This is a genomic window from Paraburkholderia suaedae, from assembly GCF_040812055.1.
In the GTDB taxonomy this organism is placed as follows: Bacteria; Pseudomonadota; Gammaproteobacteria; order Burkholderiales; family Burkholderiaceae; genus Paraburkholderia.
Genome location: NZ_JBFOAH010000015.1, coordinates 1 through 14,760 on the forward strand (window position 1 = coordinate 1; position 14,760 = coordinate 14,760).

Consider the following 14,760-nt stretch of genomic DNA (forward strand, 5'->3'; position numbering starts at 1 on the left):
GGGTTGGACCCGGAGGAGATCGTGGGACGGCTCACCCAGGAGGTTCTCGACGCTGACTTTTTTGCTGCCATCGAGCCGTACGTCCAACGCGTGCTCAACGGCGAAAGGGTCGAGTACGAGGTTCGAGCGACGCTAAACGGGACCCAACGTGTCCTGCGTGGTGTGCTGGTGCCGCGTCGCGTGCACGATCAGTCGGCTGATGGGTACTACCTGCTGGTGCACGATGTGACCGAGCGAACGGCGTTGCTCGATCGTCTGCGGCATCAGGCGTTCCACGACGCGCTGACCGGCCTGCCGAACAGACGCTCGTTCCTCGAGAGGCTGGATCAGGCATGCGCAGCAGGCGGCGACAGTGTGGCTGCCATCATGTTTATCGACCTGGACGGCTTCAAGGCCGTGAACGATACATACGGGCATCAGTGCGGCGACGAAGTACTGGTTGAAACTGCGCGCCGGATCAGCCGCTGCGTACGTGGCGGGGATCTGGTTGCGCGGCATGCCGGGGATGAGTTCACGGTGCTGCTGACCGGCCCTGCAATCGATCGTGCTGCACTGGAGAGAATTGCACGTGCGATCCTGCTGACCCTGAGCCAGCCCATAACGTTCGGGGCGAAGGTCGTCCGCTTATCGGCCAGTATCGGCATGCTACCGCGCGACCAGGCCGCGTCATTGAGTAGCGAAGCCCTGTTACGCGCGGCTGGTGCTGCAATGTATCGCGCCAAAGTCGCGGGCAAGGCGCGTATTGTCGTGCACGAGCTTCACGCTTCACCGGCCGGCATGCCGGGTTGAGATCGACGCCCGTGTCATGCCGGCTGAACCGGACCGGCCAGCTTTGCGCCGCAACGCTCAACGAACGACCAGACGACGAGGCGGGGACGTCCGTTGAATCCGCACTGTAAAGCGGATATTCGCCGCAGTTCCTCGACTGACTGCAGTGCGTCGATTTCACCCACTGACCTGGATGACATCGCCGGTCCGTACGTCGACGCCAGCGCTTCCGATGCGCAGAATCAATGAACGATGCCGGCCCGCAGTCTAATATATAAGCGAAATATGCATTCAGATATCGTTTCCGATGGCACCTGAGTGGTCTGCATGGTGGCCGTGCTTTGCTCGACGGGGAATCTCCAGACAGCTTACGAATTCGACGCGGCTTCGACGTTGACGTGTGCCACACCGTGGGAGTTGCAATGGCATGATGACCACGCTCCACTGCCAGATGATGAAAGGCACCTGCGAGTCCACGCAGACGGGTGGCAGGCCTGGGAAAACTCATATTTTCCGCGTGGGCACATCGATGCCGTTGGCCCGTGAGGATCCACCTTCCTTTGCTCCCACGCTCACGGGCGGGACGCGTTCATTTCATTCTTCGAGATTGCGCAGACTCAGTGAGTAGGCCACGTCCCACCGCACGCACAACAACATCACATTCACGGGGTAGTGCAGGCGTTTGAGCACCGTGCCGATGCGTGGAGGCAGTGTCTTCTTCGTTTTTGCCATTGCGCGCCCGTCAACAATATGGAGTGGCGAACCTTGCCGCAGAGCTTTACTGCGACACTACCGACGAAACTGCAGAAGGTATCGTGATGACACCGTTCGCAACAGACCTGCTGTTTGACGAAATCAGCTTCACCGTCGTACTTGGCGACGGCCGCAGGCTCAAAATTCCACTACGGTGTTTCCCGCGACTGGCCGCGGCAACGCCTGGACAACGCGACGGATTCCGCATCTCCGCCTCAGGCGCGGGTCTGCATTGGGACGCCCTCGACGAAGACATCAGTGTCGCCGGATTACTTCGCGGCCAGATGGATGAAAATGTCCGGTGAATCTGAGCCGGCTTTCGACACACGCCCGGTAGCCGATGAGGGATCACCATCGAGCAGTTCGCGCAACCGGGCAATGATCCAGTTCATTTCGACTGCACTGCACCAGTCCTTGCACACGATAGCGTCCCCGATGCGCCCAAGCACCACATCGTGAGTCTTCTGCGGGTACTTTGCGGCGTCCTTCCGGGCGGGCACCATCAGTTGCAGTGCCAGGTCCTCACACATCTTCCATCGGTCCAACCGCTCTTCTTCGGTCAGTCCGACGACAAACTGCCCGTCGATCATGCGCGCCGCCAGCTTCGGCTGTGCCCCGGCGAGCGCGGCTGGCGCGACATCACGCGGAAAGTCGTCAGGTACCTTCGTCATTTCGCCTCCCAATACACGAGGTGGTGGTTTGCAGGACGTGGGCGATATGTTCAACCGCCCTTATCAGGCTCGAACGCGGAAACCAGGAACGAATGATACGAACCGGACCTGCGGGCCAACGCCGCAGGACTTTCACCGGCGCCCTCTTCAGCCCGTCCAGAGCCAAGTTTACGCCAGATGTAAAAGGCACTCCCGGCCGACGCACCCGGCGTTGTGTTCTTATGCTGGAAGCATCAGGCGCTCTGATAGCACTTTCCCTGACGAATGCTGCACCGCATCACGTATTTTACCGTTGGAGCAGACTATGTTGTGTGTTAACGCGTCGTTATCGATTGGTGCAGACTTTGTTGTGCGTCAATATAAGCACCCAAGCAAACGCTGCTTGGTCACACCATCTTTAAAGGTTCCAGCCATTCGCAGGGCCGTGCTAAGCCCGCGGGCTGAGCTCGCTATGTTGATGGTCCAGCCAGGTAGCACCACCTCCAACGATTTCTGTTGGTTTTTTCATCGACCATGATCGGCGATGGTATGAACTGGGTGTAGTTCAATTGTTTCGCGGGGACTGCGCTGTCAATCACTGAGGAGCGGTTATTACGGCCGCTGTAAGCGGCCTTCTCACAGCCTCGTCTCTCCAAGTTACTGGGATATTTTTTCCAGCTCAATACCCTTCGTACGCGGGCCCATCAACCCGATTGCCAGCATGACGATCAGCATCGCGCCTGCGATGAACACGAACACGCCGGTCGTGCCGAATTGCTTCAACACGGCAGCAATCAGAAAGGCCGTGAAAATAGCCGAAAACCGGCTCCACGAATAGACGAAACCCACCGCGCGCGCGCGAATGCTGGTTGGAAAGAGTTCGGTTTGGTAGGCATGGAAGCTGTAGGAAATGATATTGCCGGCAAGCGTCAGACACACCCCGAGGCTCACCAGCAGCACCGCGCCCGATGCCTGGCTGAACCACAGCCCGCAGACAATATTCACGGCAGCCATCACCACGATCACCGTCTTGCGCTCGAAGCGGTCGCCGATGAAAAGCCCAATAACCGGACCTACTGGCGCAGCCAAGGCGATCACGCTCGAGTACATCAGGCTCGTCGTAATCGTGATGCCCTGCTTGATGAGCAATGTAGGTACCCAGTTCGCGAATCCGTAGAAGCCCACCGTCTGGAAGATGTTGAAGAGGGTCATCATCACCGTGCGGATGCGGTACGGCGGCACCCACATATCGCGGAAGCTGCCGCGCGGCGCAACCGGCACCGGCGGCGCGGGCGGCGGCAGCTCGCGGCCGTATTCGCTGCGCACTTTCGCTTCAAGTTCGGTCATCACGCGATCCGCTTCTGCCAGACGTCCCTGCTGTGCGAGCCAACGCGGGCTTTCCGGCAATGCTCGACGAATCCACCAGACAAAGACTGCACCGTGCGCGCCGATCAACACGACCCAGCGCCAGCCGTCGAGGCCGAGGAATGTACGCGGCACGAGCAGGTAAGACAAAAATGCCACCACCGGCACTGCTGTAAATCCGACTGCCTGCTCGCACGCAAACGCGCGTCCGCGAATATCCTTGGGCACCAGTTCGGAGATGTATGTGCCGATCGTCACCAGTTCCACGCCGATGCCAACTCCTGCAACGAAGCGCCAGAAATTCAGCCCGGTAGCTGATTGCTGAAACGCCATAATGACGTTTGCTGCGACGTACCAAAGCAACGAATAGGTAAAGACTGAGCGCCGTCCGAACTTGTCAGCGAGGAATCCGCACGCGATGGTGCCAACGAACAAACCCGCAAACAATGCGGCGATAAAGCTCGCGATTCCGGTGGTACCGAAAAGGCCGTGAGTCGTGGCTGTTAGGACGCCACTCTTAACCAACCCCGGCGCCACGTAACCGGTGTACAGCAGGTCGTAGAGTTCAAAGAAAAATCCCAGACTCAAGAGGATAACTAACTTCCAAATGGTCCGGGTAGGCGGCAATCTATCTAACCGTGCCGAAATTGCACCTGCATCGACGATGCAGGTGCTTGGATCTAAATTTGTTGTGCTCATAAATGATCAGCTTCCAGATAGTCGGATGTCCGACGCCATTCACGGCTTGTGAACTGCTATTGAGTTCGTGGAATCACTGCCGCTCTTCTTAGACTTTCTTTTAGAAGTGCGTGCAGCATAGCACCGTATTTCACATATGAAATAACAAAGCTTGAATTCCCGGAAACAACGTGCGGCCGCCGCGCGCGACCGAGCCTGCGTGATCTGGCGATGCCATCGTGCTTGTCTCCTATGTCGATGAGAGTTAGCGCTTTAGCGCTTACTCTCATCCCATGCAACCGTATGCCGCTCCCAAGCCAGCCCCACGTCCGGCCAGCATTCTAGCCGCGCGCACCCTTTAATTGTTCGAAAGTGGTGATTTTTCCCGCCAACGCGCTCGCCGCCACCGTGTATGGACTCGCGAGCCAGACGTTGCCCGGCCCCGAGCGGCCTGGAAAGTTACGGTTGATCGCGCTGATCGTCACCTCGCTTGCGTCGGCCGATTGACCCGGCCCGCAGTTAGCGCACGACCCGCAACCCGGCATGACGAGGGTCGCGCCCGCACGCTCGAAGACCGGCATATACCCTTGCGCCTCGCAATATGCGCGCACCGCCATTGTGCCGAATTGCAGGAAAAGACGGGTGCCCTCGGGCACCTGCATGCCTTGCTCGACACCCCAACGCAGTACTTCGTGATAGAAATCGAAGTCCTCGCGCTTGCCCGCCGTGCACGAGCCGCCGTACGCGATATCGATCGCCACGTCCTGGTTCAGTTGCTGTGCGGGCACGCCGTTGCCGGGGTCACCCGGACGCGCGAGCATCGGTTCGATCGTGCCGGCGTCGATACGGATGGTGTCGTGATAAGCCGCGCCTGGGTCGCTCTTCATCCAGCTTTCCAGCGCGAAATCGACGCCGCGCCGCTCCTTCAGAAACGCCACCGTGCGCTCGTCCGGCTCCACGATGCCGGTGAAGCCACCCAGCTCGGCGACCATGTTGGTCAAAGTCGCGCGCTCGTCGATCGACATCGCGCGCACCGCCGCGCCCCCGTATTCGAATACGAGGCCGATCGCGCCGCCAGAGCGGATCGCGTCGATCTGCAGCAAATGCAGCACCACGTCCTTCGCGGTCACGCCGTCCCGCAAGCGACCGTCGATCTCGACCCGCAACGTCTGCGGCACCTTGCAACGCACGTAGCCCGTGACCCAGCTATTGGCGATCTCGGTCGCGCCCGCACCGAACGCGAGGCAGCCGAGTGCGCCGGAATGCGGCGTATGGGAATCGGTGCCGCACGCGACCTCGCCGGGCAATACGTACTGCTCGGCCATCAGCGCGTGACAGATCCCTTCGGAACCCGGCATCGTGTCGAGCGCGCCATGCGCGCGCACCGGATAATCGCGTGAGAACGACGTGTGGCCTTCCATCAGATTCGCGACGCCCGGCAACAAACCGTCGCGCACGTGCGGAATGCTTTGCGGCGCGAGCACCAGATGATCCTGAAACGCGATGATGTGATCCGGCGCATGCAGCGGCGCGGGCTTACCAAACGCGCGATGCATCAGATGCGCGCACATGCCGGTGAAGTAGTCGTGGCTAAAGCGCCAGTCGGCGGCGATGAACACGCCGTCGCCGCGCTGCGCGTGCGCGTTTTCGGGGTGCAGGTGGCGCTCGATGATCTTTTCGACCAACGTCTTTGGCTCGACGGCTTGTCCGCCATCGTCCGCATGATCGCGCACACGCGGCAGGGGCCAGGCCGCGAACCGGCTGTACGCCAGCAGGCCGCCGCTGCGAATGATCTGCTGCGTGAGCGCGTCACGGCCTTTCAGAAACTCGTCGATCGGCAGGGCTTCGCCCGCGATCAGACGATCGAGCACGCGGAAATCCGTAGTGGTGAGAATGCCGATGTTGTCGCAGTTCTGCTGATAGATCCGCTCGAAGCTCTCCGCAACGATCAGCCGAATGCCCGCCGAGAGCTCCGCCAGCGGACTCGATTCGCGCGACGACCCCTTGCCGTAGCGCTTGCCCGCCACCGTCACCTGAAAGCCGCCGTCTTTCACCGCATTGCGGCCGATCGGCATGCGCTCGCCCGTCTTGAAGCCGACATACGGATACTGACCGAGGCGTTCATCGTAGGTGAGCATGACGGTGACCGGCGTGATCTCGTCGGTGGAAACGTCATCGCGCAGCGCGCCGGCCGTGGCACGCGTGACATCGCGGCCCGCGAGTTGCGCGTCGATCACCGCGGGGTCCCGGGCCAGATACAGCACGCGGCCGTGCAGACGAATCGTGTCGCTCATCGGTGCATCCTCCTTCGCGCTCACTATACGGCGCGCAAGGCCGACGCCGAAGTGCCGGTGCGGCAACCCTGCCGTCTCGTTTGGCGAGTGCTCGCAAGCGTGGCGTTGCGATCGGTTGCAATCCTTGCGATGCGCGCCGCCTCGCGCGCGCTACGGCTGATTGCCGAGAAATCCGACCAGCGCCGCCGCGCTCGCGCTCAACTGCTCGCGCGCCTTGAAGATCAGGATGAGGCGGCGCACGGACCAGGCATCGATGAGGGACAGCAGTCGCACGTCGAGCGCATTGACGTACAGCAACCCGACCTGCTCGGGCACGATCGCGATGCCGAGCCCGACGTGCACCATTCGGCACAGCGCGTCGAGGCTGCTGACGCGCATGCTCACGTCAAGCTGCCGCCCCGCGCTGCCCGCCTCCTGCGCGAGCAAACGCGTAAGCGCGCTTTCGCTGCGCAATCCGACAAAGCGGTCTCCGAGCAATTCGCCGAACGCCACGCGCGACGCGCCCGCGAGCCGATGGCCGCCCGGCACCAGCACCGCGAGCCGGTCTTGCCGATAGGGCACCTGCTCGAACGCTTCGCTGCCAGCGACCGGGTTGCAGATGCCGAAGTCCGCGCCGTGCTCGCCGACGATACGCAGCACGTCGGCGCTGTTTTCCTCTTCGAGTTCGATCGACACCTCGGGGAACGCGCGCCCGAACGCGGCCACATCTTCGGGCAGAAACTGCACGATGGACGACAGATTCGCGACCACTCGCACGCGCCCTTTAGCCCCCGACGAAAAGCGCGACAACTCCGCGCTCATCTGTTCGATGTTGCCGATGATGGCTAGCGCATAGCGCAATACCGTCTCGCCGACCGGCGTCACCGTGATGCCGCGCGACTGGCGCTGGATCACCGGCAAGCCGATCGTCGCCTCGATGTCGGCGATGCGCCGGCTCACGGCGGACGTCGCGATGAACTCGCGCTCGGCCGCGCGCGCGATGTTGCGCTCCTGGCAAACGGCGACGAACAGACGCAGCGAAGTGAGGTCGAGCTTCTTGAGAAGGTTTTCCATGGTGTCGGTCGGCGCTCGGTTACCGATTGTGGCGCGGGTTGCGCAATTTGCCAAAGCCAGCGGCGGTGGCCCGCGAATGATATGCCGTCCATGCGGCGCATGCCGCTGCGCTGACATCGAGCGACCCGGACGATGGAGCCGCAATTGCTCACGTCGTGACACGTCTATTTCCGCATCACGCGCGCTCAGCATCATCGCACTAGAGCCGGCTACAGCGCGTCATGGAAGATGACACCCAGCGTATACCGTTGTCCCGAGCGCAAGCGGCTCACGCCGTGCCGCAGCTTGACACGATACGGGCCTCGCGTGCCCTGCACCGGCCGGCTGTTGACCGTGAACACAACGGCATCGCCCTTTGCGAGCGGCACCACCTCGGCGCGCGACTGCATGCGCGGACGCTGCTCCGTCATGACGAACTCGCCGCCCGTGAAATCCCGCCCCGGCTCCGACAGCAAAATGGCGACCTGAAGCGGAAACACGTGCTCGCCGTAGAGGTCTTGGTGCAGGCAGTTGTAATCGCCCTCGCCGTATTGCAGGATCAGCGGTGTCGGACGGACCTGTCCGGCGTCGTGACAACGCTCGACGAAGTCCGCATGCTTCGCGGGGTAGCGCACGTCGATGCCCATCGCTACATTCCATCGGTTTGCCACCGGCACCAGATGCGGGTACATCGCCGTGCGCAATTGACCGATCATGTCCGGCAGCGGATAGTCGAAGTACTTGTATTCGCCGCGCCCAAAGCCATGACGCGCCATGGCGATCCGGCTGCGAAACACATCGTCGCGTGAATAGAGCGCCGAGAGCGCGTCGCACTCGGGCGGCGTCAGGAGTTGGGGCACGGCGGCGCAGCCGTACCGGTCCAGCTCCTGCTCGATGCCCGGCCAGTCCAGCGCATCGATTCGTTGGGCGATTGTGCGGGCCACGCCGGCGACGGTCGTCTTCTCCAAAGATGAACTCATAGTTACGTCTCGGCTGCGCTCGCAGCCGGTTCCTGGAATAGGGTTGATCGAACCAGTGTACGGGCGCGGCGCAAACACAACACTCCGGGTCTTGCGGTTCAATTCGCGGGTGTGTGCACCTGATTAGCAAGAAACATGCGATCCTGCAGGAGTTGCGGATTCAGGCTACGCTGTCGGCCTGAGCTGCGCCCGTCGCACGCGGGTCGCGCAATATGACATTCCCGTAAGGACAGCAATGAAACAGGCCCTCACCATCGATTTTGTGTCCGATATCGCGTGCCCGTGGTGCGCTATCGGCCTGTCTTCCCTACAGCTCGCGCTAGCGCGAGTTGCCGGCAACGTAGATGCCCACATCACCGTACATCCGTTCGAGTTGAATCCGCAGATGGGCTCGGACGGCGAAGCCATTGTCGACTATTTGCGCAAGAAGTACGGCCGTACGCCCGCGCAGATCGCCGAGACGCAGGCCATGATCCGCGAACGCGGCGCGAGTGTCGGCTTCGACTTCGGGCCGCGCACGCGTGTCTACAACACATTCGACGCGCACCGTCTGCTGCACTGGGCCGGCATTCAAGGCATGCAGTTGCCGCTCAAGCTAGCGCTGCTGCGGGCCTATCATTCCGATGGCAAAGACCCGAGCAATCACGATGTGCTGGTCGACGCGGCGCAATCCGTGGGACTCGACGCCACCGAGGCGCGCAACGTGCTAAAGAGCGGCCTGTACGCCGACGAAGTGCGCGCGCAAGAACAGCACAATCAGGAGATGGGTATCGATTCGGTACCCGCTATCATCTTCAATCGCAAGTACCTCGTGACCGGAGGGCAACCGGTGGAGCAATTCGTCAAGGTCATCGAGCAGGTGCTGGGCGAGCAATAGCACGTGATGGCGGCGGTCTTGCGTGTGCCTTCGGCGACCGGGCGGCGGACGCTTTCCATGCGCCGTGTTAGCCATGAGCCCACAGCGCTGCGTGAGCATAAGTCTGTCAATGGAGGCATCGCATGGCAGCAATCGTCGACCACCCCGCCATCCTGTTTATCCTGCTTCTCGTGCTTCTCACCGCCGTCATGGCGCTGGGCGCATTCGTTCTCCGCCAGCGCTCGCCGCTGCCCGAAGAAGAGCGCGACGACTTCAGCGTGGTGCAAACGTCGACGTTGACCCTGCTGGCTCTGCTAATCGGCTTCAGTCTTTCGATGGCGGTGAACCGCTACGATCAGCGTAAAACTCTTGAGGAAAACGAAGCAAATGCCATCGGCACGCAATATGCGCGAGCCGATCTGACTGACGCGGCTATCGGTACGCGGATGAAGGCGGCCTTGATCCACTATGCACAGTTGAGACTGGCCGACTATGACACGCGAGACCACGATGAACTTGCGCGGATCGGCGGCGAGACGACTCGAGTGCAAGCCGACTTGTGGCAGTTGGCAACTCAGGTGGCGAAAAACCAGCCGACGCCCATCGCCGCCCTCGTCACCAGCGGCATGAACGATGTACTCAATTCTCAGGACTACTCCGAGGCCGCCCGCATCAACCGCATTCCCATCGGCAGCTGGGTACTGATGATCGTGATCGGCCTGCTCGCCTGCACGGTTCAGGGTTACGGTGCCAAGGGAAGACTGCGCCGGGGCTTGCTTATCCTGCCCTTGACCCTCTCGCTGTCGCTCGCGCTCATAGCGGACATCGACAGTCCACGTGGCGGGATCATCCACGTTCAGCCGCAGAATCTGGCGCGGCTTCTGCAATCGCTCGGACACCCTGCCGGGAAGTGACATACAACGGACACCTGAGCGAGGCACCAACCGCCTTGATGCCGTCATCGCGGCATATAATCACACCAGCGATCAACTACGCTTCTCGAGGCGGCCTCATGTTTCGTTGCCTCGCCGCCAGGCACCCCGCAGCTTAAAGGCAAAGCCCGCAAATCCGGCAAAGGAGGAATAGTGAAGAAAAACCGCGCGAGAACAATGATCGGCGCCATGGCCGCCGTGGCCATGGCAATTTGTGCAACCTGCGCGGATGCGCAGACCACCGGTAGCACGGGCAACGGTGCGCCGACGCAAAGCTCGCCGATGCAGACGGCGTCCCCATCATCGTCATCTCGACCGAGATCGGACAGCCAGATTGTTCGTGATGTTCGCCGGGCCTTCACACGTACAACGGGGCTGAATTCGTCGGCAATTCACGTGAAGGCGCGCCACGGCGTCGTAACGCTAACCGGCCGCGTGCCTCAGCGCTCGCAGATCGAGCGGGCGGGAAATGCCGCAAGGTCGGTTCGCGGAGTGAGGTCTGTATCGAACAGGCTGACAGTGCACAATAGGCACACCAGCCGCGCTTGAACCTCTCGCGCCTCCACCGGTTCGATCCATAACCCGGCGGCATCGCTCACCCAAGGCGATGCTGTCGGGCTTATTCAAAACCCGCAGATTCTTTCTGCATGTTTTCCAGCCGGCGCCTTGCGTGACAGCGCCGTGTCTTTAGTACTCCGAACCGGCAATCTGTCAGCGCCAGACGCGGTAGCTCATCACTGGAGCCCGGTACGCGTACACGCGCGGCGCGCCCCAATAAACCGGCGGCCGATACATCTGATAGGCGACAGGCGGCGCAACCGGCTGAACGACCGTTTCCACCACGGGCATCTCTTCGTATTGCTGTTGTGCGTACACCGGAATGTACTGGACGGGCGGCGGCGCGTAGTCCTGCCGCACATAGACCGGCTGACTTTCGGCATACATCGGCTGCGGCTGCGCCTGGGCATATTCGGGCATCGGCTGATACGGCATTGGCATGGCCGGCGCGTACTGCGGCTCCTGATAAGCCTGCCGATAATGAACCTGCTGCGGCGGCGGTTGCGGCACCTGACGCGCTTGCGCTGGCTGGCGCTGCGCGTACTGGCGAGGTTGCGGGGGGATGGTCGTGTACCTGGCGTTGTCGTCTTCGGGGACGCCGGCCGGCAGCGGCGGCACATCGACGCGGGCGACCTGGGTATTCGTCGGGTGGCGCTGGCCATGGTTGTGCGAGTCGATCATGGCGTCGTAGCCCGCCTGATCTTCCTTGCCGCGATTGATATAGCCGTTGCGATACGCGCGGGCCACGTCCGACATCTTGCCGTTCGGGTCTTCTTTCATGCCGTCGGCATTGACCTGATACTCCTCCGGACTCAGTGACCCGGCCGGCGCCTCATCCCCGGCATACGCGGCTTCGGGGCCATCGGCCCATGCGAGACCGCACTGGAGCGTTAGCATCGACGCAACCGTCGTCGCGCCGCACCCTAACAGCGTTTTTATTCTCATGATCCACCTCGCGGCCGATTAAGAATTTTGTAAGCCCAAGATCGTTTGCTCGCTGGCCAGTACGGCTTTTGTTGTGCCCCGTGCAATTATTAGTTTCTAGCACATTCCTTTGCAGCGGGCATTATTTTTTCTACGAAATGCGTGGTGTGGCGCATTGTCGGGTTCTGAGTATGCGGCATGAGTGTCGCAGTGAAGGGACAGCCGCAGTGGTGAGCTCGGCAGCACCGTTGCGAGGCTGCGAGGCTTGCCCGGAGGCATCACACGCGGCAAGCGGTTCCAGCGAGCAGGCCCTGCACGTTATCGACTCACGGCGCGAAGGCCGATGCTCGGGTGCGCGGCCCGCTCTCGACGCCGCTGAGAATGGCTCGGAAAAAGTGGTTCCCGGTTCCCCTGCTACTTGTGCGAGATTCGCCTCACCGTGCTCGTAACGATGTCTACATAAAAAAGGTCCCCGTCCGGCCCGGTTTTAAGGTCCACCGGTCCTCCCTCGAGGCCTCTTGCAAATGTCTGAGGCACAGGTACTTTCTTCCCGGGCTGCACTGTCCAGATGCATTGCCGCAGGAGATCGCCAAAGTACAAGGCCTTCTTGAATGGGCCAGGATAAGTCGCGCTGGTGTCGTCAGTGAACCCGATCGCGGAGATCACACTGCCGTTGCTGTCCGCTCCTCCTTGCGAGGGCTTGCCGCCGCAGGTCCTTCCTCTGCTGTCCTCGGGCGTAACGTAGCTCTGGTGCGCGTACGCAAAGAACGGCGCAGTGACCCCTCCGACACTTCCACAGTAGCCAGTGCGCTGGTAGTCAGGCTCGGGAGCCTCACGGAAGTTGTTGTTCGGGTCCCATCCTTCGTAGCACGGCCAGCCAAAGTTCTGGCCGGCGACGCTCATATGGTCGATCGCCTCCCAGGTGTTCCATCCCACATTGCCGATATAGAGGTCATCCGTCATGCCGGGCACACGGGCGAAGCGGAAAGGATTGCGCAGGCCCTCTGCAACAACATCAATGCGTTGGGTTGTGGTGGCCGGGTTCGTTATCCGGAGAATAACCCCATCACTGTAAGGTTGTACGCGCTGGCTGCGAAACGCGCCCTGCGGCAAATTCGTGCCATCGCCGCAAGCGCTGTCAAGTTGCCCGTAGTCCACCTGATCGAAGCTTGCGCCGTCGCCTGCGCTGACATAGAGCGTTCTGTTATCGGCGCCGAAAGCCAGGTCGCCGATGCTGTGAGACTGATAGAAGAAGCACCATGTCTGGCTAGCTGATTGTTGGGTCGGCAGGATTTTTGTTTCGCTCGTTCCTTTCCCCGTCCTGGTCAAAAGAGAAAGTTGGCCGTGGGTAACGACGTTGCCGCTACATGGACCTGCAACAGGCGGCGTCGTGTAAAGCACGTAGATATTGCGATCGTTTTGAGGATCGACTGCAAGTCCGAGAAGCCCGCGGTCTGAGTTATTGCAAACTTCATTGGTGAGGTCGGCAATCAACGTACAGGCAGGTTGCGATAAATCGCAGTCCCAAACCCTGCCTCCCTTTTCGGCGACCAGAGCGCTTTTCGTTCCGTCAAAACTGATTGCCGTCGGCTGATTGAGACAACCTCGGTAAAAAATCTGTTCGGTAAATCCCTTTGGGAGAGTCGGCTGCGGCCTGGTCGTGGAAGTGGGCTGGCACGTAACCGTCTGCCCGACAGCAACGGCGCTCGGTACGGTCGTTGGGCGTGGAGGGTCTGCGTGCGCCAGGTTCGTCAGGGATAGTAAGGTCAGCAACATTGCCAGCGCCGCAATCGGGCCGCTTTGACGCAAGCAGTCCCCAAAATAGCGCGACAACTTATGCTCCCGTTCCCGAACCGCGGGGCACCTGCCCGCACCGCATGCGGGTTGCGCGGGAATAGGGAAAGTTGAAAGTTCCATATATCCTCCCCTTCGGCGTAAGCGCGGAACGGCCGCCGACGACGCGCGGGACACCGCCCGGAAACGCGTATATCGCAGTCCAACAAGAATAGCAGTTGACCTCGTAACGACCAGTCTATTCCTCAGCTTTTGACGCCACGCGATTTCTCGGAGCAGCGCGCAATTTCTGTCCCATCGACTGAGCAAATGTTGCATACGGGCATGCGCTGTGCAACGGTACTCATTGCGCTTTTCTGCTACAAGCAAAAAAGAACCTCCAAACCGGTGCGAAACAGGGTGAGACGATGACTCAGGAACAATGGGACGCAATGGATGAATTTCTGACGAGCCGGCTGCTAACGCCCGATCCCGTGCTCGATGCAGCGCTGGCCTCCAGTACCGCAGCAGGCCTGCCACCCATCCACGTGGCGCCGAACCAGGGCAAGCTGCTGCACCTGCTGGCGAAGCTGCGCGGCGCTCGCCGCATTCTCGAAGTCGGCACACTGGGCGGCTACAGCACGATCTGGCTGGCACGCGCGCTGCCGTCAGGCGGCCGCCTGATCTCGCTCGAAGTAAATGCCGACAACGCGGCGGTGGCGCGGGCCAATGTCGAGCGAGCCGGTTTGTCGGGCGCCGTCTCCATCGTGATCGGCGCCGCCGCGCAAACACTCGAGAAGTTCGTCACCGACGGCGTCGAACCCTTCGAGATGATTTTTCTCGACGCCGACAAGAAAAGCTATCCCGAGTATCTGCGCCTGTCGCTGCAATTGAGCCTGCCGGGCACGTTGATCGTTGGCGATAACGTGATTCGCGGCGGCCGGATTGCGGATCTGCATAGCACCGATCCCGACGTAACAGGCTTACACGAGTATTTCAGACTGCTTGCGACGAATCCGCAGCTCGACTCGACCGCCGTGCAAACGGTCGGCGTGAAAGGATGGGATGGATTTTCGATGTCGATCGTGTCGGGCCAACGCTAAGGGTCGACTGAACGCGCCTCGTCTGCAACCTGCGAAAAGACCCCGGCATTAGAGCCGATAGAGGACACGCATTTCTGCGAAATCAATACGGAGT

The 14,760-nt window shown here is 61.1% G+C and carries 13 protein-coding genes and 1 pseudogene; 6 read left to right on the forward strand and 8 right to left on the reverse strand.

Annotation, left to right across the window (positions count from 1 at the left end):
• The coding region (locus ABQJ48_RS20235; RefSeq protein WP_367839778.1) for a diguanylate cyclase domain-containing protein at positions 1 to 789 on the forward strand (789 nt) is incomplete at its 5' end.
• Positions 790 to 1,365: 576 nt separating this feature from the next.
• On the opposite strand, the pseudogene ABQJ48_RS20240 reads toward ABQJ48_RS20235, so the two are convergent.
• Positions 1,366 to 1,500, reverse strand: a pseudogene (locus tag ABQJ48_RS20240) (IS6 family transposase); the annotation flags it as partial.
• Positions 1,501 to 1,523: 23 nt separating this feature from the next.
• Between ABQJ48_RS20240 and ABQJ48_RS20245 the strand changes: the two are divergent.
• Positions 1,524 to 1,826 carry a DUF2442 domain-containing protein gene (locus ABQJ48_RS20245; RefSeq protein WP_367839779.1) on the forward strand — a complete coding sequence of 101 codons (303 nt, stop codon included), beginning with the start codon at positions 1,524 to 1,526 and terminating at the stop codon, positions 1,824 to 1,826.
• Here the strand turns inward: ABQJ48_RS20245 and ABQJ48_RS20250 are convergent.
• The 5 genes from ABQJ48_RS20250 to ABQJ48_RS20270 all read right to left on the reverse strand — a co-directional run bounded on the left by ABQJ48_RS20250 (position 1,791) and on the right by ABQJ48_RS20270 (position 8,520).
• The gene (locus ABQJ48_RS20250; protein ID WP_367839780.1) at positions 1,791 to 2,192 is read right to left on the reverse strand and encodes a hypothetical protein; all 402 of its coding nucleotides are present in this window, start codon (positions 2,190 to 2,192) and stop codon (positions 1,791 to 1,793) included. The two genes, ABQJ48_RS20245 and ABQJ48_RS20250, sit on opposite strands and share 36 nt — an antisense overlap.
• A 636-nt stretch (positions 2,193 to 2,828) precedes the next feature.
• Positions 2,829 to 4,235 carry an MFS transporter gene (locus tag ABQJ48_RS20255; protein ID WP_367839781.1) on the reverse strand — a complete coding sequence of 469 codons (1,407 nt, stop codon included), beginning with the start codon at positions 4,233 to 4,235 and terminating at the stop codon, positions 2,829 to 2,831.
• A gap of 320 nt (positions 4,236 to 4,555) precedes the next feature.
• Positions 4,556 to 6,508 (reverse strand): aconitase family protein, encoded by a 1,953-nt coding sequence (locus ABQJ48_RS20260; protein WP_367839782.1) that lies wholly within the window; start codon positions 6,506 to 6,508, stop codon positions 4,556 to 4,558.
• A 150-nt stretch (positions 6,509 to 6,658) separates the two neighbouring features.
• Positions 6,659 to 7,561, reverse strand: a complete 903-nt coding sequence (locus ABQJ48_RS20265) for a LysR family transcriptional regulator (protein WP_367839783.1) — start codon at positions 7,559 to 7,561, stop codon at positions 6,659 to 6,661.
• A 209-nt stretch (positions 7,562 to 7,770) separates the two neighbouring features.
• Positions 7,771 to 8,520, reverse strand: a complete 750-nt coding sequence (locus ABQJ48_RS20270; RefSeq protein WP_367839784.1) for a 2OG-Fe(II) oxygenase — start codon at positions 8,518 to 8,520, stop codon at positions 7,771 to 7,773.
• 235 nt (positions 8,521 to 8,755) lie between these two features.
• Here ABQJ48_RS20270 and ABQJ48_RS20275 point away from each other — a divergent pair, with 235 nt between their 5' ends.
• From ABQJ48_RS20275 to ABQJ48_RS20285, 3 genes are all read left to right on the forward strand, one after another.
• Positions 8,756 to 9,397 carry a DsbA family oxidoreductase gene (locus ABQJ48_RS20275; protein WP_367839785.1) on the forward strand — a complete coding sequence of 214 codons (642 nt, stop codon included), beginning with the start codon at positions 8,756 to 8,758 and terminating at the stop codon, positions 9,395 to 9,397.
• Between the two features lie 122 nt (positions 9,398 to 9,519).
• Positions 9,520 to 10,290 carry a bestrophin-like domain gene (locus ABQJ48_RS20280; RefSeq protein WP_367839786.1) on the forward strand — a complete coding sequence of 257 codons (771 nt, stop codon included), beginning with the start codon at positions 9,520 to 9,522 and terminating at the stop codon, positions 10,288 to 10,290.
• A 300-nt stretch (positions 10,291 to 10,590) separates the two neighbouring features.
• Positions 10,591 to 10,857 (forward strand): BON domain-containing protein, encoded by a 267-nt coding sequence (locus tag ABQJ48_RS20285; protein ID WP_367839921.1) that lies wholly within the window; start codon positions 10,591 to 10,593, stop codon positions 10,855 to 10,857.
• Positions 10,858 to 11,019: 162 nt separating this feature from the next.
• On the opposite strand, the gene ABQJ48_RS20290 is transcribed toward ABQJ48_RS20285, so the two are convergent.
• Both ABQJ48_RS20290 and ABQJ48_RS20295 read right to left on the reverse strand, forming a co-directional pair.
• The gene (locus tag ABQJ48_RS20290; protein WP_367839787.1) at positions 11,020 to 11,763 is read right to left on the reverse strand and encodes a hypothetical protein; all 744 of its coding nucleotides are present in this window, start codon (positions 11,761 to 11,763) and stop codon (positions 11,020 to 11,022) included.
• Between the two features lie 441 nt (positions 11,764 to 12,204).
• Positions 12,205 to 13,566 (reverse strand): PQQ-dependent sugar dehydrogenase, encoded by a 1,362-nt coding sequence (locus ABQJ48_RS20295; protein ID WP_473094165.1) that lies wholly within the window; start codon positions 13,564 to 13,566, stop codon positions 12,205 to 12,207.
• A gap of 425 nt (positions 13,567 to 13,991) precedes the next feature.
• On the opposite strand from ABQJ48_RS20295, the gene ABQJ48_RS20300 reads away from it, so the two are divergent.
• Positions 13,992 to 14,666: an O-methyltransferase gene (locus ABQJ48_RS20300; protein ID WP_367839790.1), complete on the forward strand. Its 675-nt coding sequence runs from the start codon at positions 13,992 to 13,994 to the stop codon at positions 14,664 to 14,666.
• Positions 14,667 to 14,760 lie beyond the last annotated feature (94 nt).

Bases quoted from the DNA above. Each gene is read 5' to 3' on its own strand.
- ABQJ48_RS20250 (WP_367839780.1), bottom strand. From the start codon at position 2,192: ATGACGAAGGTACCTGACGACTTTCCGCGTGATGTCGCGCCAGCCGCG.
- ABQJ48_RS20255 (WP_367839781.1), bottom strand. From the start codon at position 4,235: ATGAGCACAACAAATTTAGATCCAAGCACCTGCATCGTCGATGCAGGT.
- ABQJ48_RS20260 (WP_367839782.1), bottom strand. From the start codon at position 6,508: ATGAGCGACACGATTCGTCTGCACGGCCGCGTGCTGTATCTGGCCCGG.
- ABQJ48_RS20265 (WP_367839783.1), bottom strand. From the start codon at position 7,561: ATGGAAAACCTTCTCAAGAAGCTCGACCTCACTTCGCTGCGTCTGTTC.
- ABQJ48_RS20270 (WP_367839784.1), bottom strand. From the start codon at position 8,520: ATGAGTTCATCTTTGGAGAAGACGACCGTCGCCGGCGTGGCCCGCACA.
- ABQJ48_RS20275 (WP_367839785.1), top strand. From the start codon at position 8,756: ATGAAACAGGCCCTCACCATCGATTTTGTGTCCGATATCGCGTGCCCG.
- ABQJ48_RS20280 (WP_367839786.1), top strand. From the start codon at position 9,520: ATGGCAGCAATCGTCGACCACCCCGCCATCCTGTTTATCCTGCTTCTC.
- ABQJ48_RS20285 (WP_367839921.1), top strand. From the start codon at position 10,591: ATGCAGACGGCGTCCCCATCATCGTCATCTCGACCGAGATCGGACAGC.
- ABQJ48_RS20290 (WP_367839787.1), bottom strand. From the start codon at position 11,763: ATGCTAACGCTCCAGTGCGGTCTCGCATGGGCCGATGGCCCCGAAGCC.
- ABQJ48_RS20295 (WP_473094165.1), bottom strand. From the start codon at position 13,566: ATGTTGCTGACCTTACTATCCCTGACGAACCTGGCGCACGCAGACCCT.
- ABQJ48_RS20300 (WP_367839790.1), top strand. From the start codon at position 13,992: ATGACTCAGGAACAATGGGACGCAATGGATGAATTTCTGACGAGCCGG.